Source organism: Nostoc sp. UHCC 0302 (genome assembly GCF_038096175.1).
Lineage (GTDB): Bacteria > Cyanobacteriota > Cyanobacteriia > Cyanobacteriales > Nostocaceae > UHCC-0302.
The window spans coordinates 7,267,532-7,289,191 of the sequence record NZ_CP151099.1 but is presented as its reverse complement, the minus strand read 5'-3'; the positions used below and the strand labels follow the sequence as shown (position 1 = coordinate 7,289,191).

Here is a 21,660-nt window from a genome sequence, read left to right as displayed (position 1 = left end):
GGGCGCTTAAGTATTTACAGATAAAAATTTCAGTCAATTTAGTAATTAAAGCCGATATTCTACTAAAATTATTAAAAATAATATTTTTTATTCATTAATTTTCCTAATTAAAGATATAAGTTTATTTAATTTTAAGCATCATTCATTCCTCCAGAAAATGGATAAATGAAAACATATAGAATTCCTCTATTGTTTCTGTAGAAAGACTTTTAAACCTATTTTTATCAACTGCAATGCTCAAATATCCTCTTTTTTAAGAGGAGCTAAGGAAGAGCCAGTCTTATACAAAGGATAAAAAATCTTTAACTTGCTGTAAAAATACTGGTGTTATAGTTAACCTCTAAAAGATTTCTAGTGGCGAATATCACTCTATGTTGAGTAAGTAGGGGCAAACATGAATGTTTATTCTCTTCAGTTACAGCAGATAAACTCTTGGTGATGGGAATCAAGACAGCACTTTCTAGATGTGGCGCCTCAGTGCTGGAAAATTTACCAGAGCATTACAAAAAAATATGAGTACAATAATATAATTTTTTCTAAATACTACTATATGTATTTTAAAACTATTATGCTCTATCTGAATTTTTTATGCTTACTTTGCAATAGTTAACCAGTTTCTAATTAAAAAACATTAACATAGATTAAAAATAATAAATAATATCATAAATTATTAAGTTTCTCAGGCAAAATTATGAGTATGCTTAATGATTTAAGCCTAAGTTGAAAATTTAAGTAACTAGGCACGAATAAACATAAATATTTATTTAGTCTTTTGTACTTCGTGATTTGTTTGAGTACTAAAACTAAAGACTAAAAAATAAAGTTTATATATGCCAATGTACTGACTAGGTTATTAAGCAAAGCGGTGAAAATCCGGTCTGAGCCAAGTACTAACAGCGAAAACCTAAGTAACCTTAACAACAACTTCGTAAAATGATAGAAAAAATTTTGCTGGCTGTCTCTGGATTAGGACACGCGGAAGAAATGCTCAAAACGCTAAAAGAAGTGCCTTCAATCCAATCTGCAAAAGTTACAGTTTTACACGTTGTTTCTGGGCAAACAACCGCTAATGCAATGACAGCTAAGTGGCAGGAAGGTGGTAAGATTCTGGCTAATGCTATTCAGACTTTGAACTTAGATCCTAGCCAAGTTTCTTCAATTTTGCGTCAAGGAGATCCTAAAGATGTAGTTTGCCAAGTGGCAGATGAAATCGACGCTGACTTGATTATTATGGGTTCACGGGGACTTAAGCGACTGCAATCGATTTTATCAAACTCAGTCAGTCAATATGTTTTCCAATTATCTTCTCGCCCCATGTTGCTGGTAAAAGATGACATTTATGTCAAAAAAATCAAGCGCGTTATGGTGGCAATGGACAACTCTGATGCAGCAAAAAACTGCTTGAACTTGGCCTTGTTCTTGCTGCGAGGTATTCAAGGCGGCCAGTTAATTTTAGCTAATGTTACTACAGATTTGGGCGGCAAAACCTCGGAAATAACAGAGGTTAACCGAGACAAAAATCCAGTTTTGGCAGCCGCAGTTTCAGAAGCTGAAAAACAAGGTATCCAAGCTCGTTGTTTTAGCAGTAGTGGCAAACCTGGCGAAGAGATTTGTCGGTTGGCAGAGGAGTTGAATATAGACTTATTATTGCTCGGTTCTCCAGATCGCCGTCCATCGATCGCTAAAAGTTTTGTTGATATAGACAGGCTTGTAGGCTCTTCCTTATCTGACTATGTTCGAGTGAATGCCTCATGTCCAGTGTTGCTGGCGCGAACTATCGATTAAGCTCAAAATAGATTTAGCGGTTGATAAATAAAAACCCCTGCACCACTGGCGTAGGGGTTATTCATGTTATCCACAAACTATTAACTATCTTTTCCGCCTTCGCGGCTAGCTGTTTGGATGTAAAGAATTAGTAAAAACACAGCGGGAACTAGTACGAACAAAATGCTCGCAATGAACCCTAGGTCATTAACTTGCATGGCAAGAAAGCCTCTCTTAAATTTCCAGTCAACAACTTTAGAATAGCATCATCAATGACAGAGTTAGCCCAAATTTTCTACTTCCGCAAATGCTAACTACAGATGATTCTACAAATTTAAGGTTTCGTGACTACACTGACTGGGCCATTAACTAAAGTCTGACAAGCTAAGCGGTAATTTTCAGGCTTTTTTTTGAATTTCCGATTTTCTACGTCTGTGCGAGGAGAAAGATTTTCTAGTCCTTCAACTATCTCGACAACGCAAGTGCCACACTGACCGTAGCCACCACAATTCGTCATCTTGGCAATGAATGTATATATATCAATGCCATTTTCTATCGCCTTCAGGCGGAGATTGGCGCCATCCGCAGCTACTACTTCTTTATTCTCTTTCACAAATTTGATATTACCCATAGCTAATTCCTCGTTGACTGTAAGCTAGGCTTTTAATGCTTGGTATTGATATAGCTTGATTCACATCTCGTTTATTATAATAATTAATTACATAATATTAAAAATTATTAATTTTACTAAACATGATGACACAAAAAAATAGGACAGGTATAGACCTGTCCTGGAAATTGATAAATAGATTAGCTTACCTAAACCCTACTGCTGCTTGCCAGACAAATGCAAGTAACAAGAAGAATACGGGAATAACAGGGAGAACATCTACCAAGGGGTCAAAAATTTGGTAAGCTTCAGGCAATTTTGCTAATAACAGTGCTGCTTCCATGTTTGTTTAAATCCAACTAATCCAACACAGCTTTCATAATTGAGATGTATCTTAACATGGTTTGGTTATTGGTCATTGATCATTGGTCATTTGTCATTGGTCATTTGTCAGAAGTTATTCCCCTCATCCCCCACTCTCTCCCTTTCTATCTTCAGTCAGCCAATGACCAAATTCGGTGGTAAAGCGATCGCTTAGAATTGCTTCTCGGATTTTTTGGGTAAAACGAATTAGTTCGGTAATGTTATGAATGCTCAGTAAAGTGTAAGCTAAAATTTCTTGCGATCGCACTAAATGGGATACATAAGCGCGGCTGAAATTTTGACAAGTGTAGCAAGGACAAGTTTCATCTAATGGCGCAAAATCTTCACGAAACTTAGCATTTTTTAAATTCCAGCGATCGCCTTGTACTATTGCCGTCCCATGTCTTGCCCAACGAGTAGGAATTACGCAATCAAATAAATCTATACCAGATGCGATCGCAATTGCCATTTCCCGATAAGTACCTACACCCATCAAGTAACGCGGCTTTTCCTTTGGCAAAAGCGGCGCTGTCACTTGTACAATCTGAGCCATCAATTCTGGCGGTTCTCCCACGCTTACACCACCAATAGCATATCCGGGTAAATCTAACTTAGCCAAAGCTTCGGCCGCACGGCAGCGCAAATCCAGATACACCCCACCTTGCACAATGCCAAATAAGGCCTGCTCAGTACGCTGATGAGCCACCATACAACGTTCTAGCCAGCGGTAAGTGCGCTCAGTGGCGGTTTCCACCTCTTCGCGGCTGGCTGGATAGGGCGGACACTCATCAAATGCCATAATCACATCTGCCCCCAAAGTATTTTGAATCTCAATGGAGCGCTCCGGTGTTAAATTAATAATCCGTCCATCATGGGGTGAGCGAAACGTTACGCCTTCTTCTGAAATTTTTCGCATTTCGCTTAAGCTGAAGACCTGAAACCCACCGGAATCTGTGAGCATCGGCCCGTTCCAACCCATAAATTTGTGTAACCCGCCACCTCCAGCTACAATCGCTTCTCCTGGTTGTAGGTGCAAATGATAAGTATTAGATAAGATCATCTGCGCTCCCGTGTCCCGTAGCTGGGAGGGAGTGATAGTTTTGACGTTTGCTAGCGTCCCCACGGGCATAAATCTTGGGGTTTCTACAGGCCCATGAGGGGTGAAAAACACTCCTGCTCTGGCTTTTGTTTGGCTACAACAAGCAAGACATTGAAAAGAAAAATTGGCACTCATCCCATTTTGGATTTTAGATTTTGCGGAAAGTCTGGGCAAAGGAAATCTCGACTCAGAACTTTACTAAAACAGATTTTGGGTGGTGAAACGCCAACCAATAATATAGTTTCAGAAATCCATAACTAATAACCATAAAACCAAATGGTCTTAGGGCAAAATTCAGACTATTTCGCTAAATTATGGAAAAGTATAAAACTGGCAATTGAATTATAGAGGCGCAAGGTTTTGCGCCTCTACCAAATTATTACCAACTTTTTGAGTATATTCTGTAGTACTGGCAATTTAGAAAGAATCAGAACAGTCGTCGTCAATTTCTGCATCCCATCGGGCTGAAAGTACTTGCTCCATCATTGCTTCTATAGCACTGACATTCAAGCTCCGCTCCCGTCTTTCTTGTAGAGGGGTAGAACGGGGAATCAGCCGCAAACACATCCCTTCTTGCATCAGATCCAAACAGGTTTCTTGTTCCGCGGACTGTTTGAGCTCAAGATAGTCAAAACTACAAACATTTAGATAAAGCGCATGGTTAGCGATTAAGGTAGACCTTTGCGGATTAGCAAAAACTTCCATCACATCCCCCTCACCCTCGCTCAGGAGCTTCTCTTCATGGGTGTAGATGTAGTGGACTCGACCTAAATCAGCCAGTAATCGCCGTATGTCGAGCTTATTTACAATGATGCCCGTGTTAACAATGCACGGAGCTGGTATCCTAATGTCGGGTAGATGGTGACTCATAAGGAAATAGCAATTGAGCAAAGGAGAGCGACAACCTAGCTAAACAGTCAATTGAACAGCTCGTTGACTCCCTACATTAAAAAAATATCAATTTTGTAGGGCAATCGTCTAATAATCTGAATTAAGTTTTTAGATGAAGAATACAAAATAAACAATATCCCCGATAAAGTAGTTGCTTTTTGAGCTTTCTGCGCTTATGTAAAAATAACTACTTTAGCTTTTAAGTTTTACTGAGACTAGCATAACAAATTCTTCAAAAGAATATCTCATACAAATAAATCTTATTTAAAGCTTTAAAATCTGCTTGTACTTATTGTATGAGGATTCTAAGCTTAATTCAGTCATTACTTAACAGTCAATATAACTCATATGGCAAATCAGCAACAGTGGTGGAAAAGGCTGCTGTTAAAGCTGGCATCTAGTATAATATTTTACACAAGTTTTCCGTTACCATATTTGAATGGGTTAGATTTTCAAGGGGTGGCACGTCTTGCTGTGCTTGTAGGATTGATAATTGGGGGAATTTTAGGGTTATTGGATGCAGGGGTGACTTACCTGGGTATGCCAGTGCTAACTCGTAGCGCTTTAGTAGTAGGTGTTTGGATTAAGATTACTGGAGGTTTGCATTTAGATGGGGCAATGGATACTGCTGATGGATTAGCAGTGGGTGATCCAAAACGACGACTAGAGGTGATGGCAGATAGTGCTACCGGTGCGTTTGGGGCAATGGCAGCGATCGCCATATTACTCTTAAAAACAACAGCTTTAGTTGATATTGGGGAAAATCGTTGGCTAGTGTTGATGGCTGCTTGCGGCTGGGGACGCTGGGGACAACAATTAGCGATCGCTCGATATCCTTACCTCAAACCCACTGGTAAAGGCGCATTTCATAAACAAGCCATTCGTTCTTACAAGGATTTGTTACCAGGATTGCTGTTGCTGATCGCTTTGAGTGGCTTATTTTTGCTAATAGATAAAAAACGCCTATTTTTTACGTTGGGTACAATTTTTGCTGGGAGTGCGATCGCCACTTTAACTAGTGCATGGTTCAATCACAAATTAGGTGGACACACTGGAGATACATACGGTGCAGTCGTTGAGTGGACTGAAGCCTTATTTCTGTGCGTGCTGACCACTTTTTAAGAGATGAGGAGAGTAGGGAGTGGGGAGCAGGGAGCAGGGGGACAAGGGGAATAAATACTGAGCAATGATTCTTGACCCTTGACCCAGCACTCTATTTAATCGGTTGCAGCTTTGTCACTTTAAGTTTAAAAGACCCAACCCCAGTTTCGCCAAAAGAGCGGACACGAATTATGTAGGTTCCTGTCTCATTAATGCGAGTAAACAGTAGAGAATTGCTGCTGCCATCGGGGCCATCATCATTTTCTGCCAATGTCGAGCCATCAGGTGCTAGTAATGTGATGATGCTGTCGAAGTTGTCAGATGATAAATCAACCGCGAGATTATCGCCTTTGTTCAACTTTACTGTGTAGTCACGGGCGAATCCGCCCTGGCCTGTGGGAATATCTTTGTCTGAGAGCGTATCTGAAAGTTCAGCACTACTAGTAGTTAGAGGGATTGGACTATACAGCTTATTTTGAGCAAAAGCTGTTGTTGTACTTATACCTATTGCCAAGAATGTGGCAGGAACGATAATCGCTTGCTTTAAACCCGCCGTAAAAGCTTTATTCATACAATTCAAGCAGTATTTAATGAAAATAGGAGAATTTGGTCAATTATAAATTTATAGGCACAGTTTGCCCATGAATTCTTTGCTTATCTGCCTTTTACGGCAGTAGCCACAGCTGCTAACCCTAAGACTACAATTCCACGCTGACGAAGTGTCTGTACAGCACATCTGGCAGTAGCACCAGTGGTGTAAATATCATCCACCAGAAGGACTGAAACATTTGGGAAACTACGGTGAAATTCTTGCTCAACAGCAAAAGCTTCTGCTAAGTTTTTTTCTCGGTCTGACACTGATAAACCAAACTGCGCTTTAGTTTCTCGCACCCTTGTTAAACAATTTAGTTTCAATTTTAGCCCAGTTATCTCGCAGAAACTTTGTGCTATTAATGCAGCCTGATTGTAGTTACGTTGCTTTTGCTTGCTGGCGTGGAGAGGTATGGGAACTACCACAGGCTGTTGTTCGTGCTTGGGTAAATTTAATAACCATGCTTCCCCTAACCATTGACCTAGAGGACGAGCAATTTGGGGTTGATTTTCGTATTTCATCACGGCGATCGCTCGTTTGAGAGGGCCGCCATATATACCCCAGCCAAATACTGGTATTGGCTTTTGCCACAGCGAACTAGGATTTTTCAGGTGACAATTTTGCAGTTGTCTGGTGCAGTGCTGACAAAATTCTTGTGAAGTCGCACGTTGACATAAAGGACAATGAGATTGAAGAAAAAGATTAAGTAAACCTGTAAGATTTTTAGTCCAAGTGTGCATTTAGGGTTGATTGAGGATTTTGACATACACACGATCGCAACGTGCTGTTTCTACACCAGTTGCTGGCTTGTAACCGTTATTTTCATACAGCTTGACTGCTTCCACCAAAACACTGGCGGTTTCAATCCAAATTTGCTGAAAACCACGGGATGCGATCGCTGCTTCTAGCTGTTGTAACAAATATTTCCCCAGTCCTAAACCCCTAACACTAGATAAAAGATACATTTTACGGATTTCTATGGCTTTTTCCCCACGCTTGATGGGGTAGTATGCCCCAGTACCTACCAACTGGTTTTGGTGTTCGATTACCCAAAATTCGCCACCGGTTGCTAAGTAATATTCTTCCACTTGCACCACATCTCGGTCAGCGCCGTTGGGTTCCCAAGCCAGACCGTATTCTGATAATACATAACTGATAACTTGGGCGGCTCTTGTGCGATCGCGCTCCTCCCAGTTACGAATCAGAAAATCACTATAAATAGCTTTCATTAGCTGATTAACCTAATTTATTACTGGTACTAAACCAACCCAAAATTGCTAAGTAAGGACGGAGAGTCAAAATAGGGAAGGTTGTGTCTTTTTACCAAATTTAGACTATATCTTCTATTTTGAGCAATACAATATTTGAGCGGCGATTATACCACGTATACTGCTGTCAGCTAATGAAAGGAAATGCTTGTGAGCTTCAATCTTAGTATAAACCTTGATACAAGTACCAAATTCAACCAGGGAATTCCGCACGCAACTGATTAACTACCCGATCTAGCCCTACTGAATGGGCAGCTTTAAATAGTAAGCGATCGCCTTCTTGCATAAATGTCTTTAACTTAGCCACCAAATCGGCATGAGTTGCAAAGCACTCAGATGGAATACCTTCAGCACTATTGACAATCGCTTCGGCATCTTGTCCATCTACCAAAACTAATAAACCGTCTAAATTTAACTTTCGCACTGTTTCTCCCACTCGCTGGTGTAACTGCTGCGATCGCTCTCCTAATTCTTTCATTGCACCCAAAACGGCAATCTTGCGTTTTCCGGGTGTGTCTGCCAATAACTGTAAGGCTGCGAGCATAGCTTCTGGTGCAGCATTGTAAGTCTCATCTAATATTAATACATCATTGGGCAAGGTAAACCGTTGCGATCGCCCTGTGGGCATATCCAACACCAAGCCTGCTTTTAAGGATGACCAATCAATTCCTAATACCTTTGCCACCGCCAAAGCTGCTAAGAAATTACTCGCATTGTGACGTCCAGGCAACGGCAGAGGCAGTTGGATTCCGGCGATTTCTACTGTATCGTTATCAATCAGCCGTCCTTGGATATCGCCGTCAGAAAAGCCGTAAGTCACAACTTCTCCGTGCCACACTTTCGCCGCCGTGGCCATTAATAGAGGATTGTCGTGGTTGAGAATTGCCACACTATCAGCAGGCATTTCTGCCAGTAACTCACATTTTGCTTGGGCGATCGCTTCTTCTGAACCCAGTAACTCAATATGCGCTGTTCCCACATTGGTAATCACTCCTATCGTCGGATGCGCTATTTGCGTCAATTCAGCAATTTGTCCTCTACCCCGCATCGCCATTTCAATCACGGCGTAATCATGTTCTGCACCAAGTTCTAGGAGAGTTTTTGGAACACCGATTTCGTTGTTGTAATTGCCATAAGTTTTATGAACTTTTCCTCTGGTTGCCAAAACTGCGGCAATTAGTTCCTTAGTTGTAGTTTTGCCGACAGAACCCGTCACCCCAATAACTGGAATATCAAAGCGATCGCGCCACCATCTAGCGATTTTCTGATATGCCTGGAGAGTATCTTTGACCTGCAATACAGGAAATCCAGGATTGTCGTATTCAAAATCTACAATAGCTGCCAGCGCTCCCTTAGCGATCGCTGTTGGTACAAAATTATGTCCATCAAACTTTTCGCCTCGTAAAGCCACAAACACTTCACCCGCCTTGATCATTCGGGTATCTGTCTGTATGCCGTTGCTCACTTGTGCTAAAGCAACTTCAGATAAGTTTACAGGCTGGGACAAAAGAACTTCAACGAGTTGATTTAAAGTGGCAGACACAGGCATAAGTCAAAGTTGTAACAGGTAATTTTAGGGGAAAAATCAGAAGTCAGAATATATCATATTTTGGTATCAATATTACAATCTTCTTAGGAAATGGGGGATGGGGCATTGCAAGAGATATTTTCATGCTGATAGCGGATTTCTCCTGTGATTGACTGTCTTATAAATAGGAACTGAGGATAGCAAAGCTTAGGGAACAATCCCCAGTCCCCAGTCCCCAATCCCCAGCACCCAATCCCCAATACTAAAAGCAGTGCCAAAGAAGCTTAACTCCTTTGGCACACTTTGCTTATCATCTTGTTTAGCAGCTATTTATATAATTTCACCGAATATAGGCAATGGATAAAAGTTTTTATGTATTATCCTTTAATTAACCTTATCCCCGATGTTTAATCAAGATTACTTGCATAATTTGTATTGCTATTTCACTAGAAACATCTAAAGCTTGATATAAATCATTTAAGAAGCTTTTTTCTTCTTCAGTTACTATATCTTCAGCTAAGACTAAATCAGTAGTGACTGCAAAAACTGCTTCCCGCAAGTCTTGAGATAGAGATTCCTTAGCTGCATTAAATAACCTATTTAAATCATCCGCGCGGAGAAAGTTCAGGATTTTTTCAAAAAGCCTGTTCATTGTCTCTTTGGGATAACTTTTAAAGAGCTTCATCCGAGATAGTTCAAACGTGATATAATTTGCTTGCTCCTCAGAAAGATAACCGTCTGAAGCTGTCACAGCCAAAATTATGGCAGCAAAAGCTTCCGCTGGACTTAGTTTCGTTTGGGTTTGGTTTTCCGTACCCAACACAGCGTCAAATAGACCCATTTTATTTAGTAGCTCCTCAGTTGTGGTCTCAATAGCGGTACAGTTACCTGCGTTTTTCAAAACTTCCAGGTAAGACTGTAACGCTGCGAGACTTTCATAGTATTAGTGTTCCCAGGATTTCTTTATGGCGAACACTTGTACCCAATGGTTGGCAGCAAGAAGTACATTGCCATGTTTGAACTTAGCGTTCTCCTGTCTTTTCTATAGTTTCAATTACTGCCAAACCTATACCAGAACCTGCTATTAACAGTACTGCTGATATCAAAAAAGCGTTGGCAAGCATCCGCAGGGCATCGTCGAAGAAGATATAGGTGGTCATCATTTCACCTTTTGAGCTTTGTGCTGCTAGTACTTTTTATTTCTCCACACCTTGATAGGTGAATTTCGCTCAGAAAGTGCTAGCAATTGCATCTTAACAAAACTTTAGCTGTTTCAGAACACCGTTCAAACTTTTTCTTGCTGAAGATTTGATGAACTTAACCGTTCTTTGGTAAAAGAAATTACTAAGGCAGAAGTAGCGCAAAAATTGCGCCTCCTTAAACTTACATAAAAATGGTTATTAAGCTGGTAAATTCAGCTACAAATTGCAGTAACAAAGATTGTGGGACTATTAGTGTAGTAAATATAGATAAATTGCTTATTCTTGGAGCCTATTAAAATGAAAAATAAAGAAGATGTTTTGAGAAAATTTACTTAGAAAATTGCTAGTTGTATGCATCTATCTCAATGCATATACGAAAGTCACTCTAGTAAAAATTCCGAGGTTACACTTAGAAAAAAGTTTTTAGATTAAACAACGCTCAATCGTGGCTAAAACGGATTGAGAGAGTGTATCAAAATCGTAGCCGCCTTCTAAGCCAAACAGAATTTTACGAGTTAGCGCCAGACAATAATCTGTAAACAAACCATAATCTTCTGGTTGCAAATTAATACTTGCCAAAGGATCTGCTGCATTACCATCGTAACCAGCACTTACAATCAGCAAATCAGGTTGAAATTTTTCTAAAAACGGTAGTACCTTCTTTTCAAACAGCGGCTGGTACACTGTAATATCGCTGCCAGGAGGTACAGGCAAATTTAACACATTATCATGAAACCCACGTTCTGTTGCTCTACCAGTACCGGGGTAGCAGGGATATTGGTGTAGAGAACAATAAGCAATTTTCGCTTGAGTTTCTACGATCGCCTGAGTACCATTACCATGATGCACATCCCAATCTAGGATAGCTACGCGGTTAATTCCGGGTTGTTCGAGGGCAAATAAAGCTGCGATCGCTGCATTAGAAAATAAACAAAAGCCCATCCCCGCATCACTTTCAGCATGGTGTCCTGGTGGACGTGCTAACACAAAAGCCGGATTTGCAGTTGCTAGCACAGTTTCAACTCCATCCAACCAAGCGCTGACTGCTAACAATGCCACATCATAACTGCGCGGGGAAACAGGCGTATCTCCATCTAAATAACTGCCGCCAGCGTAGGCAATTGCGCCAACTTTCTTAATGTATGCTGCGCTATGAGCTTTAAGTAACACAGGCATCAGCGATGGCTGTTCGAGTGCTGGTGTAGGCGATCGCCATGCAATTTTATCTGCAAATGTAGCTGCTTTTAGGGCGTTGGCGATCGCTGTTAAGCGTCCTGGGTTTTCTGGATGGTATTTTCCTGTATTATGATCCAGAAACTCGTCGGAATAGATGACTGGCAGCATAGGGCGAAAAAGTTGGGCAGCAGGATACTGAATGTCATTGTATCCTCATCCAAACAGTGCTGAGTTAGGAGTTAGGAGTACTTCTGTTAAGGTGGGTAGAAAAAGACCCCAAATCGAAGCATAGATAATTGTTTGTGTCTTTAATGTCTTAGTGGTTGAACAATATTTTTTTACCACAAAGACACTAAGTCACAAAGAAAAACTTATTTCCTAGACTGACTAGTCTCTTGTAAATCCAATCATTTCATCGCTTGGTTCGTCTAGCATTTCAGGTACTAAAGCATTGTTACCCCTACGTTCTTCTGGCGATTGCTCCCGGATTACATCGTCCATTTTTGGCGGGTGTTTGATCATGTCAAGTACCTCTGGGCTTAGTTGCGATGCATCACCTTCTGGATTCGATTTTTCAGCTTGGCTAGGAACTGTTTCTTTATTCATAAATAATATTTTCTCCAACTTCTAGCCCAAGCTTAAGAGATATTGTTGCGAAGCATACACTATCTTCGGGCTTAAATCGCTATTTCTAAACTGCACTCTCTGCACTATTTTGCTCACAAATAAATTCATATTGGGAGAAGTTATTGGATACACCAGGAAAAATGATAACCATGTTGAGGCTGAAGATGATTCACTAAAGTAAGTAGCGCATACCATAAAAAGCGTGAATATTCAGTATCTTGTGTTTCATTACGTCAAATAGGAAATCAGCAGTGTCATCAAATAAGCCGCCCACTAGTAATCAAACTCAACGTTGGACATTTTTGCAACTTTTTGGACTGGCAAAGCGTAATCCTTTGATGATTTCAAAATGGGTTATGCGCTGGGCAGTTGTGGGGGCTGCGGGAGGTCTATTTGCTGCGTTTTACTGGAATGTTTTAGAGCAGATAACTCATAATCTGCAAAGATTTGACGGTTTAAGCCTGTTGATAGTGATGCCATTAGCTGGTTTAGTTATTGGGCTGGTGATTCATTTTTTGGGAAATCCCGGTGAAATCGCTGTGATTGTTGATAATATCCATTTTCGTGGCGGACGCTTGGATACTCGCAAAAATCCTTCAATGATTCTCGCTTCTCTACTTAGCATATCGGCTGGCGGTAGTGCTGGGCCAGAAGCACCATTGGTGCAGGTTACAGGTTCTTTTGGTACTTGGGTTGCCGATCGCTTAAAACTTCAAGGTGAAGACCTCAGATCGATGAGTCTTGCGGCGATGGCTGCTGGTTTCACAGCTTTGTTTGGCGCACCCCTGGGCGGTGCTATATTCGCTCTGGAGATTTTGCATCATCAGCATATTGTGGAATATTACGAAGCCTTGATGCCAGCGATTGTTTCAAGTTGTGCTAGTTACCTAGTATTTGCAGCGATTACACACTTGGGAATTGCACCCACTTGGCATTTTCCGCAGTATCGCCTGGAGAACATTGACGATTTTGCAATCGCGATCATGTTCGGAATTATTGGGGCGATCGCAGGATGGATTTTTATGGCAATTTTTCGGGGTTGCGATCGCTTATTTACTTTGATTCCCGGCCCCATTTATGTCCGCACCACACTGGCTGGACTGGGACTAGGAAGTTTAGCAGTTCTCTTGCCACTCACCCGTTATTTTGGACATGAAGAGTTAGAATCAGTCCTCGATACTAACTTTTCTGCTATTTTCCTCTTGACTCTAGCCCTTGGTAAAATGGCTGCCATTAGCGTGACTGTCACAGGTGGCTGGCGTGGTGGATTCATTATCCCGTTGTTTTTTACTGGTGCTTGTATCGGTAAAGCGATCACAGTTTTAATTCCGGGACTGAATCCAGCCCTGGCGATGATTTGTACGATGGCAGCTATTAATGCAGCTGTAACGCGCACACCTATAAGTACTACTTTGTTACTTTCAAAACTGACTAACTTCAGCCCCTTTACACCAATTCTGTTTGCTAGTTTGATGGGATTTTTTCTGGCTCCCAAAGTTCCCTTGATTGCATCTCAACTTAAATCTCAGGAGGAAGCCACTGAATTAATTCGTAATTCGTAATTCGTAATTCGTAATTAAGAAATTACAATTACTTAAGGTTTTTAAGGAATTCTTCTTTGACTGCAAAATACTTAGCAATTTCTGCCTGAGTCAGCGGTGTAACTGTGGTTCCAGGTCGAATCGGCTGTAATAGAGCGTTTAGGCTGCAACATGAACTGCTAGCCTTCCTATAGACGTAAGCGGAACTCATTCCTCGTATCCGAAAGTAGTCACCTATTTGTAATTGTTGGAAAGTCATTAAATACTCGGAATTTCAGGTAAATAATCGCAGTAATTAGGCAAATTGATGAAAAAACTAATTAACTGTATGGACGCTTCATCTGCTTTTAGGACAGCCAGACGCCAAGAATACGAATAAGTAAGAGTTTCAGATAGTTCTTGCGTAAATCCCAAACAGCCTAATAATTGGTAAAATTGTACTATTATTTTGCCGAATTTCTAACTCAATTACTTGCAAATTTAACTAACAGTCTTTCAGCCTAAATACATGGGCATTTGACGAGCCGTCTATGTTAGCTATTCAGGCAAAAAAAGGCAATATGTGTTAACATTGTAACAAAATATAGCAATTATTCAAGAGCAATTTAGAGTAATTTTGCGCTTTGCCGAGTATAAAGGCTAAAATCTACGATTTTTGGAGATTTTTAGGTTATGACATTCTCACAGGAGAGGATTATCCCGACAGACTTGCGGAACGAAATGTCGCAGTCTTATCTGGAATACGCCATGAGCGTGATAGTGGGTCGGGCATTGCCAGATGCCAGGGATGGTCTAAAACCTGTGCATCGTCGCATACTGTACGCAATGCACGAGCTAGGTCTGACACACGATCGCCCCTTTAAGAAATGCGCTCGTGTGGTGGGGGAAGTATTGGGTAAATATCACCCCCACGGTGACACGGCAGTATACGATGCCTTGGTGCGGATGGCACAAGATTTTTCGATGCGATCGCCCTTAGTTAACGGACACGGTAACTTCGGTTCCGTAGACAACGATCCGCCAGCGGCAATGCGATACACAGAATGCCGTTTGCAAGCTTTAACTAGTGCTGGACTACTGCACGACATTGAATCAGAAACAGTAGACTTTGCTGATAACTTCGATGGTTCTCAGCAAGAACCAACAGTCCTGCCGGCACGTGTCCCGCAGTTACTACTAAATGGTTCCTCTGGGATTGCTGTGGGGATGGCGACTAACATCCCTCCCCACAACTTAGGTGAATTGATTGATGGCTTAGTGGCACTAATTCACAATCCAGAAATCACTGATCTCGAATTAATGCAGTATATCCACGGCCCAGACTTTCCGACTGGGGCGCAGATTTTGGGAACAGCTGCGATTCGGGAAGCTTACACCACTGGGCGCGGTTCGATTACTATGCGCGGCGTAGCTAATATTGAAACCATCGAACAGCGTGGACGACCAGAAAGGGAAGCGATCATCATCACCGAGCTGCCCTACCAAACCAACAAAGCGGCGCTGATTGAAAAAATCGCTGAAATGGTGAATGAAAAGCGATTAGAGGGAATTGCAGACATTCGGGATGAAAGCGATCGCGACGGGATGCGAATCGTCATCGAACTCAAGCGTGATGCCTATCCTCGCGTCGTGTTGAACAACCTCTACAAGCAAACGCCACTACAAGCCAACTTTGGCGCGAATATGCTGGCGTTAGTGAATAGCGAACCGCAAATTCTCACTCTCAAGCAGTTCCTAAACGTCTTTTTGGATTTCCGCATCGAATCCATTGCCAGACGCACACGTTACGAACTACGAAAAGCTGAGGAACGCGACCATATTTTGCAAGGTTTATTGATTGCTCTATCTCATTTAGATGCAATTATTAACTTGATTCGCCATGCTCCTGACGCGCCTACAGCTAAAGGTGAGTTAATCACAACTTACGGGCTTTCGGAAGTACAAGCAGACGCGATTTTGCAGATGCAGTTACGGCGGTTGACTGCCTTAGAAGCAGACAAAATTCGTCAAGAACACGACGACTTACAATCGCAAATTGCCGACTTGCAGGATATTTTGGCACGACGGGAGCGAGTGCTGGAAATCATTGAAACGGAAGTTGCACAGCTAAAAACTAGCTTCGCCACACCCCGGCGGACAGTGATTTTGCCAGGGGAAGGTGACTTAGATGACCGTGATTTGATTGCTAATGAAAAAGCGATAATTCTGATCACCGAGCAAGGTTACATCAAGCGGATGCCAGTTAACACCTTTGAGGCACAAAGCCGTGCTACTAGAGGCAAAGCCGCTGCTAAGGTGAAAGATGACGATACCGTTGAGCATTTCTTAACTTGCTGCGATCACGATAGTGTTTTATTCTTTAGCGAGCGTGGCGTCGTTTACTGCTTGAGGGCGTATCAAATTCCTGTTGGTTCGCGTACTAGTCGCGGTACACCAATTGTCCAAATGCTACCCATTCCCAAAGAAGAAAAAATTACCTCGATTGTACCTGTTGACGAGTTTAGCAGTGAAGAATATCTGGTCATGCTCACCAAGGGCGGCTATATCAAGAAAACCGAATTGGCAGCGTTTAGTCACATTCGCGCCAATGGTTTGATTGCCATTTCCTTAGAAGAAGGCGACCAACTGCGCTGGGTGCGACGCGCCAGAGTAGAGGACAGTGTAATCATTGGTTCTCGTAACGGGATGGCGATTAATTTCCGGTGCAACCACGAACAACTACGTCCTTTAAGTAGGGCAACTCGTGGGGTGAAAGCCATGAAACTCAAAAATAAAGATGAACTGGTGGGTATGGATATTCTCCCCGCAGCAATTCTTGAAACTTTGGATACAGTTACAGAAGCCGAGATTGAAGATATCGAAACTGTCGAAACTGTCGAAACTATCGAAACAGTCGAAACAGAAGATATCGAAATTACCGAAATTAATGAAGAGTCCACAGAAGTGCCTAGCAATGGCATCGTTGGCCCTTGGGTGTTGGTGATTACTATGGGAGGATACGGCAAGCGCGTACCAGTTGGTCAGTTCCGCTTGCAAAACCGTGCTGGTCAAGGTTTAATGGCAACTAAATTCAAAAACCGCAAAACCAAAGACAAGTTGGCAACCCTACGCATTGTCAACAATGACGATGATGAAATCATGATGGTCACCAATCGCGGTATTATCATTCGTCAGGCGGTGAATGCGATTTCTATACAATCGCGATCGGCTACTGGGGTGAGAGTGCAGCGCCTAGACGAAGATGATGCCATTACCGGAGTGGCGATCGTTCCTCCTGATGCTGGTGATGCAGAAGAAGCTGAGTAAAAAGTTGGGGGAGAGAATAACGTTTTTACTCCCTTGCTTCATTGCTTTAGCTAGTGGCATTTTAATGGGGCTAACCGTAGCCCCTGTAAGTGCATGGTTTTTGGCCTGGTTTGCCCTAGCTCCCCTTTGGGTCTTAGTTCTCAATTCTTCACAAAGAAAAAAATTATCTCCCCCTCTCGCCCTCCTTTCCCTAGCTTGGGGTATCGGTTATCATGGTGTTGCCCTATCCTGGATTACTGGCATTCATCCTATGACTTGGCTAGGCGTGCCTTGGTGGCCGAGTTTGGCAATTACCCTCTTCTGTTGGGGATTTATTAGCCTCTGGGGGGGAATATTTGTCACTGTATGGGTGGCTTGCATAGCTCGTCTAGTTGGGCAGAAATCATGGCTACGGGTGCTATTCGGTACAGCTATCTGGTGCGGTTTAGAAGCAGTTTGGAGCGCTGGCCCTTTGTGGTGGAGTTCTCTTTCTTACACACAAAGCCCGCATAACCTGATAGTTTTACACCTTGGTCAACTCTCTGGGCCTAGTACCGTTACAGCAGCAATTGTTGCAGTGAATGGCTTAATCGCCGAAGCATGGATAAACCGCCTTCGCGTTGGGGAAGCCTCTCGTAGAGAAGCATCTCGCATAGAAGACACCAAAGAAGCTAAGAATTTCTCTGCGTCCTCTGCGTCTCGGCGGTTCGTAAATAAATATTTACTGAGCGCCACAGGATTATTAATCACCCTACACCTGATTGGCCTGATCTTATATATTCGTCCCATTGCCCAACCCCCAGAAGCAGCATTGAAAGTGGGGATTATTCAGGGCAATATTCCCAACCGAATTAAACTGCTTCCAGAAGGATTACGCCGTGCCGTTGCAGGCTACACCAATGGGTATGAAACTTTAGTAGAGCAAAGCGTAAATGCAGTTCTGACACCAGAAGGAGCCTTACCTTTTTTCCAACGCGACTTGCCAAAAACTGCTCTAGTTTCAGCAGTTAGAGAAAAGGGCGCAGTTGCTTGGATTGGGGCATTTGGAGAACGGGGACGCAGTTATACAAACAGCTTATTTACTGTCGCTGGTAACGGTGAAATTGTTAGCCGCTACGATAAAGCCAAGCTAGTACCACTGGGAGAATATATACCCTTTGAACAAATTTTAGGTAAGATTATTGAGCGTTTATCGCCTTTAGACGAACATCAAGTCCCAGGTTCACCAAATCAAGTCTTTAGTACCCCTTTTGGTCGTGCTATTGTCGGTATTTGTTATGAATCTGCTTTTGCTGAACGATTTCGTTATCAAGCTGCTATGGGTGGGCAGTTTATCCTCAGTTCTTCTAATGATGCCCACTACACAGCGGCTATGTCACTTCAGCACCATGCACAAGACATTATGCGGGCAATTGAAACCGATAGATGGGCAGTACGGGCGACTAATACCGGATATTCGGCTTTTGTAGACCCTCACGGTCAAACTTTGTGGATATCTGGATATAACACCTACCAAACTCATGCTGAAACGATTTATCGCCGACAGACGCAGACTTTATATGTGCGCTGGGGTGATTGGTTGACACCGTTGTTGTTAATATCTTCCGCAGGGGCTTGGCTAGTAATTAAAGTTAGCGGCACAAGGAAAACAAGTAATTAATAATCAGCTACCTGACTATTATTTTCTCACACAAGACGCTTCTTTAGGAGATGCAGGATCGGGGAAAATGGCTAGAGTATGATATCCTGGGTCAGTTTCTCCGTATAAGACTCGAAAAGTATACAACTTGCTTTTGCCTTGCGCTTCAGTCACGACTGTTAAAAGTGTATTGCTAGTATTGGGAAGGCCAGGAATTTTCAGTTTAGGAATTCGTCTGAGTTGCATGACATTAGCTGCTGATTTTTGACAATCTCCTGCATTAGTATTAGCGTCTTGACCGAACTGCATACATACTGGGCCATCAAAATCTATAGTTACCTGTGATGGGTCGTTTAACCAAACTTTTTTGATGACTTCTCCAGATTGAATAAAACTCAAGTTTGTACCTTGTTTATACGAAACTTCGATAGTAGGTACTACTCCCCCTAAACCTTGCGCTTGGCAGGAAAACATAGAACGAAGAACAGCGTTTTGAGCGATAGCACGACCTGCCACAAAAAACGTAGCTGCCGAGAAAATTAGGGAAGCTAGAGGTAGGAAATACGATTTATTAGATGTATTTTTGTGCAAGTTGTTATTGTTTTTCATGGCTATAAACGCGAGATGAGAGGAAAATCCAATTATTTACTTCTCCTTCTGCTTTCTGACTTTTAACTCTTGCCTCCCCTATTTAAAACTGCATTGATTGATTGACATATATTTCAACATCTTTACCAGCTGCTAAAAACCAAACGTTACTACGTTGCATCATTTGAGAAATAGCCTGTTGATTTCGCTGGGCAATTTGAGGTACTACAGTATTCATCCCTCCTTCTAACAACCCTGCCAAAATGTTGCGTCTGTTGTCGGTAGTCTGAAAGCAATAAGGGTTATCGTTAGTAGTACTATTTACAGTACGATTGTTAGGACATTCTAATTTGGTATCAGGACGATTTAATACCTCTCCCACTTTACCAGCAGCACCCAAGACAAATAGTCCTACATCCAGCCCAGTAGTTGAGGCTCCTTTACCAGAAAATTGGTTTGCTATTAAAGGTCTGCCTTGAGAAGCGCGAATAGTTATGGCGTTCGACGGTAGGCTTATTTCTGTGGAATTGCCATTATTTTGTTTAATAACTTTGGTTACATCCAACTGTAGTAAGCCTTGTTCAGAAATAGAACGAATTTCAGTTAGAAATTCGGTATTGGCAGGTAAAGCAATTTGACCATCTACAGATTTTAGTGGTTGTTTCAAACGTACAACAAATACATTTTTGTTTTCGTCTTTGTCGTCGTTACTTCTACTCCTAGTAGTTTCACCAAATACAGCTGTTGCCAATACAGCTTTGGCATTAGCCCCTACTGCTACTGATTTCGAGTTTTGCGATTGCGTTGGACTTGCCGCCGGGGTTGTCGGTGGTGGCTGTGGTGGCTGTTGTGGCTGTTGTGCTACTTGGGTATTTTGTGGCGGTGCATAAGTGGCTGCATTAGCTGTATTAGGTTGAGTAGCGACATTTACCATGCCGTAGCTACCTAACTTTGCTAACCTTGACCACTCGTCGATTGGGTTTGGTGGCGGCGGTGGAGTTACATTGACGATTGGTGTAGTTTCTGGCTTAACAACTGGTAACTGTGGTGTTTGAGGTATTTGAACAGGAGGTGCAACTGTGACTGGGCGAGGCACATAAGCTGTTTGTACGGGTGCTGACGTTGCTTGCTGTGCTATTCGCGGTCTATTTCTGACAGGTTCTACTCGTGTAGCGACTACAGGCGTTGCTTTTTCAGTTCTGAGTTTTTGTTGTGCTGATTTCACCAACTCTACTTGTTCAGTTAGGGCTAGTTTCGTTTTCAGAGTTTCTACTTCTGCTTCTAAATCTGGAGAGGTGGATGTAGTTGGCTCCGATCGCACTTCTGGGGTAACAATATTAGTAGACTTCTGATTGCCACTGCTCATCAGTTGCGATAAAAATACGCCAGCGAACAAAACCATTGCTAAGGTAGCACCACCCACTAAGCCTAACTTCGCAAAAGGGTTAGATGAGAGGGGTTGCTTAGTTTGAAATTCTTCTGGTTCAGAAACCGATGGCTGCAAAGTAGCATCATCTTCTGATGCTGAGGCTTTGGTAGCAGAAGAGTCTTCTTGAAAGCCAACCAACCTGGCCATCCGTGATTCCCAATCTAAAGATTCTACTTCTAGCTGGCGATCGTCGGTGGTTAGAGTAAATAGATTTTGTCCAGATGTTTCTGAGGGAATTGAATAAGGTGTCATGGTATAACTTGGTTAGAATTTCCAGAACAATTTTTATCTTGGATGTCACATATGTTATAGATTTCTAGTCTAGCTTCACCGAGGCGGTAAGCTGCTAAATGCAACGGAGGTGCTGCATTTGGTAGTGAAGTAGCTGGTTCATCTATAGCTCTGACTAAAATTTGTTTATTAAACCCAATTGACTTTCCCAGCTTGTCTGAACCACTAAAAGTTAATTGATTCGCCTGGATTTCGACTTTCCACCGTCCATCACCTATTTTTGTTGGTTGAGAAACTCTTTGGATTACAAATATATTCTCAGTGCCTCTGTTTACATTGTCAAATTGTGCATCTGGATTAAAATTAGTAATTTCTGATTGAAATTTTTGTTTAAAATCATTCGCTATGAGTTGAGAACTAACTTCCCAAACTGTTTTTGGCGGCTGTTGCTGTGACCAAGTAAGCATTAAGCTCATAGTTTCGCCGACAAACCGCCGAATAGTTTCTGGTTGTCGCTCTAAATTTTGTTGTGGGTCTACTGTTATCGCTTCTCCATTCACAAGTTGTACCAAACTTTGAGGTGTGAGTTGCCGACTTAAATCTTGTAACATAGACCCATGAAATACTAACAATAGCAAGCTGAACAGATGCAAGCCAAATGTTCCTAATGCTAACAGCGGTAATGGGTTATTTCTTTTATTATTTTCTGGTTTAAGTAGTTGCATT

Annotated in this window: 22 protein-coding genes; 5 read left to right on the top strand and 17 right to left on the bottom strand. The window is 42.1% G+C overall.

Features of this window, described 5'->3' with window-relative positions; translation table 11 throughout:
- The first annotated feature begins 933 nt into the window (after positions 1-933).
- Complete coding sequence (locus WKK05_RS31500) at positions 934-1,785, top strand: universal stress protein (RefSeq protein ID WP_341526931.1); 852 nt, start codon at positions 934-936, stop codon at positions 1,783-1,785.
- Positions 1,786-1,865: 80 nt separating this feature from the next.
- On the opposite strand, the gene psbM is transcribed toward WKK05_RS31500, so the two are convergent.
- From psbM to WKK05_RS31475, 5 genes are all read right to left on the bottom strand, one after another.
- Entirely contained in the window at positions 1,866-1,982 is a 117-nt protein-coding gene (gene psbM / locus WKK05_RS31495) for a photosystem II reaction center protein PsbM (RefSeq protein WP_084227279.1), read from the bottom strand.
- A 116-nt stretch (positions 1,983-2,098) separates the two neighbouring features.
- Complete coding sequence (locus tag WKK05_RS31490; protein WP_341526930.1) at positions 2,099-2,395, bottom strand: 2Fe-2S iron-sulfur cluster-binding protein; 297 nt, start codon at positions 2,393-2,395, stop codon at positions 2,099-2,101.
- 184 nt (positions 2,396-2,579) lie between these two features.
- On the bottom strand, positions 2,580-2,717 hold the full coding sequence (locus tag WKK05_RS31485; protein ID WP_006195022.1) for a photosystem II reaction center protein K: 138 nt from the start codon (positions 2,715-2,717) through the stop codon (positions 2,580-2,582).
- 123 nt (positions 2,718-2,840) lie between these two features.
- Complete coding sequence (gene tgt, locus WKK05_RS31480) at positions 2,841-3,971, bottom strand: tRNA guanosine(34) transglycosylase Tgt (protein WP_341526929.1); 1,131 nt, start codon at positions 3,969-3,971, stop codon at positions 2,841-2,843.
- A gap of 282 nt (positions 3,972-4,253) precedes the next feature.
- Positions 4,254-4,706 (bottom strand): hypothetical protein, encoded by a 453-nt coding sequence (locus WKK05_RS31475; RefSeq protein ID WP_341526928.1) that lies wholly within the window; start codon positions 4,704-4,706, stop codon positions 4,254-4,256.
- A 369-nt stretch (positions 4,707-5,075) separates the two neighbouring features.
- On the opposite strand from WKK05_RS31475, the gene cobS reads away from it, so the two are divergent.
- Positions 5,076-5,849 (top strand): adenosylcobinamide-GDP ribazoletransferase, encoded by a 774-nt coding sequence (cobS, locus tag WKK05_RS31470; protein WP_341526927.1) that lies wholly within the window; start codon positions 5,076-5,078, stop codon positions 5,847-5,849.
- A 91-nt stretch (positions 5,850-5,940) separates the two neighbouring features.
- Here the strand turns inward: cobS and WKK05_RS31465 are convergent, their stop codons facing one another.
- The 8 genes from WKK05_RS31465 to WKK05_RS31430 form a co-directional block, all read right to left on the bottom strand.
- Entirely contained in the window at positions 5,941-6,399 is a 459-nt protein-coding gene (locus tag WKK05_RS31465) for a PPC domain-containing protein (RefSeq protein ID WP_341526926.1), read from the bottom strand.
- 83 nt (positions 6,400-6,482) lie between these two features.
- On the bottom strand, positions 6,483-7,160 hold the full coding sequence (locus WKK05_RS31460; RefSeq protein WP_341526925.1) for a ComF family protein: 678 nt from the start codon (positions 7,158-7,160) through the stop codon (positions 6,483-6,485).
- A complete protein-coding gene (locus WKK05_RS31455; RefSeq protein WP_341526924.1) occupies positions 7,161-7,649 on the bottom strand; it encodes a GNAT family N-acetyltransferase in 489 nt (162 codons plus the stop codon).
- Between the two features lie 232 nt (positions 7,650-7,881).
- A complete protein-coding gene (gene murF / locus WKK05_RS31450) occupies positions 7,882-9,237 on the bottom strand; it encodes a UDP-N-acetylmuramoyl-tripeptide--D-alanyl-D-alanine ligase (protein ID WP_341526923.1) in 1,356 nt (451 codons plus the stop codon).
- A 373-nt stretch (positions 9,238-9,610) separates the two neighbouring features.
- Positions 9,611-10,057, bottom strand: coding sequence for a tellurite resistance TerB family protein (locus tag WKK05_RS31445; RefSeq protein WP_341526922.1), 447 nt, complete (start codon positions 10,055-10,057; stop codon positions 9,611-9,613).
- A gap of 181 nt (positions 10,058-10,238) precedes the next feature.
- On the bottom strand, positions 10,239-10,379 hold the full coding sequence (locus WKK05_RS31440; protein ID WP_341531294.1) for a hypothetical protein: 141 nt from the start codon (positions 10,377-10,379) through the stop codon (positions 10,239-10,241).
- Between the two features lie 462 nt (positions 10,380-10,841).
- Positions 10,842-11,762, bottom strand: a complete 921-nt coding sequence (locus tag WKK05_RS31435) for a histone deacetylase (RefSeq protein WP_341526921.1) — start codon at positions 11,760-11,762, stop codon at positions 10,842-10,844.
- Positions 11,763-11,981: 219 nt separating this feature from the next.
- The gene (locus WKK05_RS31430) at positions 11,982-12,200 is read right to left on the bottom strand and encodes a hypothetical protein (protein WP_341526920.1); all 219 of its coding nucleotides are present in this window, start codon (positions 12,198-12,200) and stop codon (positions 11,982-11,984) included.
- A gap of 272 nt (positions 12,201-12,472) precedes the next feature.
- Here WKK05_RS31430 and WKK05_RS31425 point away from each other — a divergent pair, with 272 nt between their 5' ends.
- Positions 12,473-13,783, top strand: coding sequence for a chloride channel protein (locus WKK05_RS31425; RefSeq protein WP_341526919.1), 1,311 nt, complete (start codon positions 12,473-12,475; stop codon positions 13,781-13,783).
- A gap of 28 nt (positions 13,784-13,811) precedes the next feature.
- Here the strand turns inward: WKK05_RS31425 and WKK05_RS31420 are convergent, their stop codons facing one another.
- Positions 13,812-14,021: a hypothetical protein gene (locus tag WKK05_RS31420; RefSeq protein ID WP_341526918.1), complete on the bottom strand. Its 210-nt coding sequence runs from the start codon at positions 14,019-14,021 to the stop codon at positions 13,812-13,814.
- 413 nt (positions 14,022-14,434) lie between these two features.
- Between WKK05_RS31420 and gyrA the strand changes: the two genes are divergently transcribed.
- Both gyrA and lnt read left to right on the top strand, forming a co-directional pair.
- Positions 14,435-17,068, top strand: coding sequence for a DNA gyrase subunit A (gene gyrA / locus WKK05_RS31415; RefSeq protein ID WP_341526917.1), 2,634 nt, complete (start codon positions 14,435-14,437; stop codon positions 17,066-17,068).
- Complete coding sequence (lnt, locus tag WKK05_RS31410; RefSeq protein WP_341531237.1) at positions 17,049-18,707, top strand: apolipoprotein N-acyltransferase; 1,659 nt, start codon at positions 17,049-17,051, stop codon at positions 18,705-18,707. The genes gyrA and lnt overlap by 20 nt, the downstream gene beginning before the upstream one ends.
- An 18-nt stretch (positions 18,708-18,725) precedes the next feature.
- On the opposite strand, the gene WKK05_RS31405 is transcribed toward lnt, so the two are convergent.
- From WKK05_RS31405 to WKK05_RS31395, 3 genes are all read right to left on the bottom strand, one after another.
- A complete protein-coding gene (locus WKK05_RS31405) occupies positions 18,726-19,295 on the bottom strand; it encodes a hypothetical protein (protein ID WP_341526916.1) in 570 nt (189 codons plus the stop codon).
- Between the two features lie 82 nt (positions 19,296-19,377).
- On the bottom strand, positions 19,378-20,955 hold the full coding sequence (locus WKK05_RS31400) for a hypothetical protein (RefSeq protein ID WP_341526915.1): 1,578 nt from the start codon (positions 20,953-20,955) through the stop codon (positions 19,378-19,380).
- The gene (locus WKK05_RS31395; protein WP_341526914.1) at positions 20,952-21,659 is read right to left on the bottom strand and encodes a hypothetical protein; all 708 of its coding nucleotides are present in this window, start codon (positions 21,657-21,659) and stop codon (positions 20,952-20,954) included. The genes WKK05_RS31400 and WKK05_RS31395 overlap by 4 nt, the downstream gene beginning before the upstream one ends.
- Between the last annotated feature and the right edge of the window lies 1 nt (position 21,660).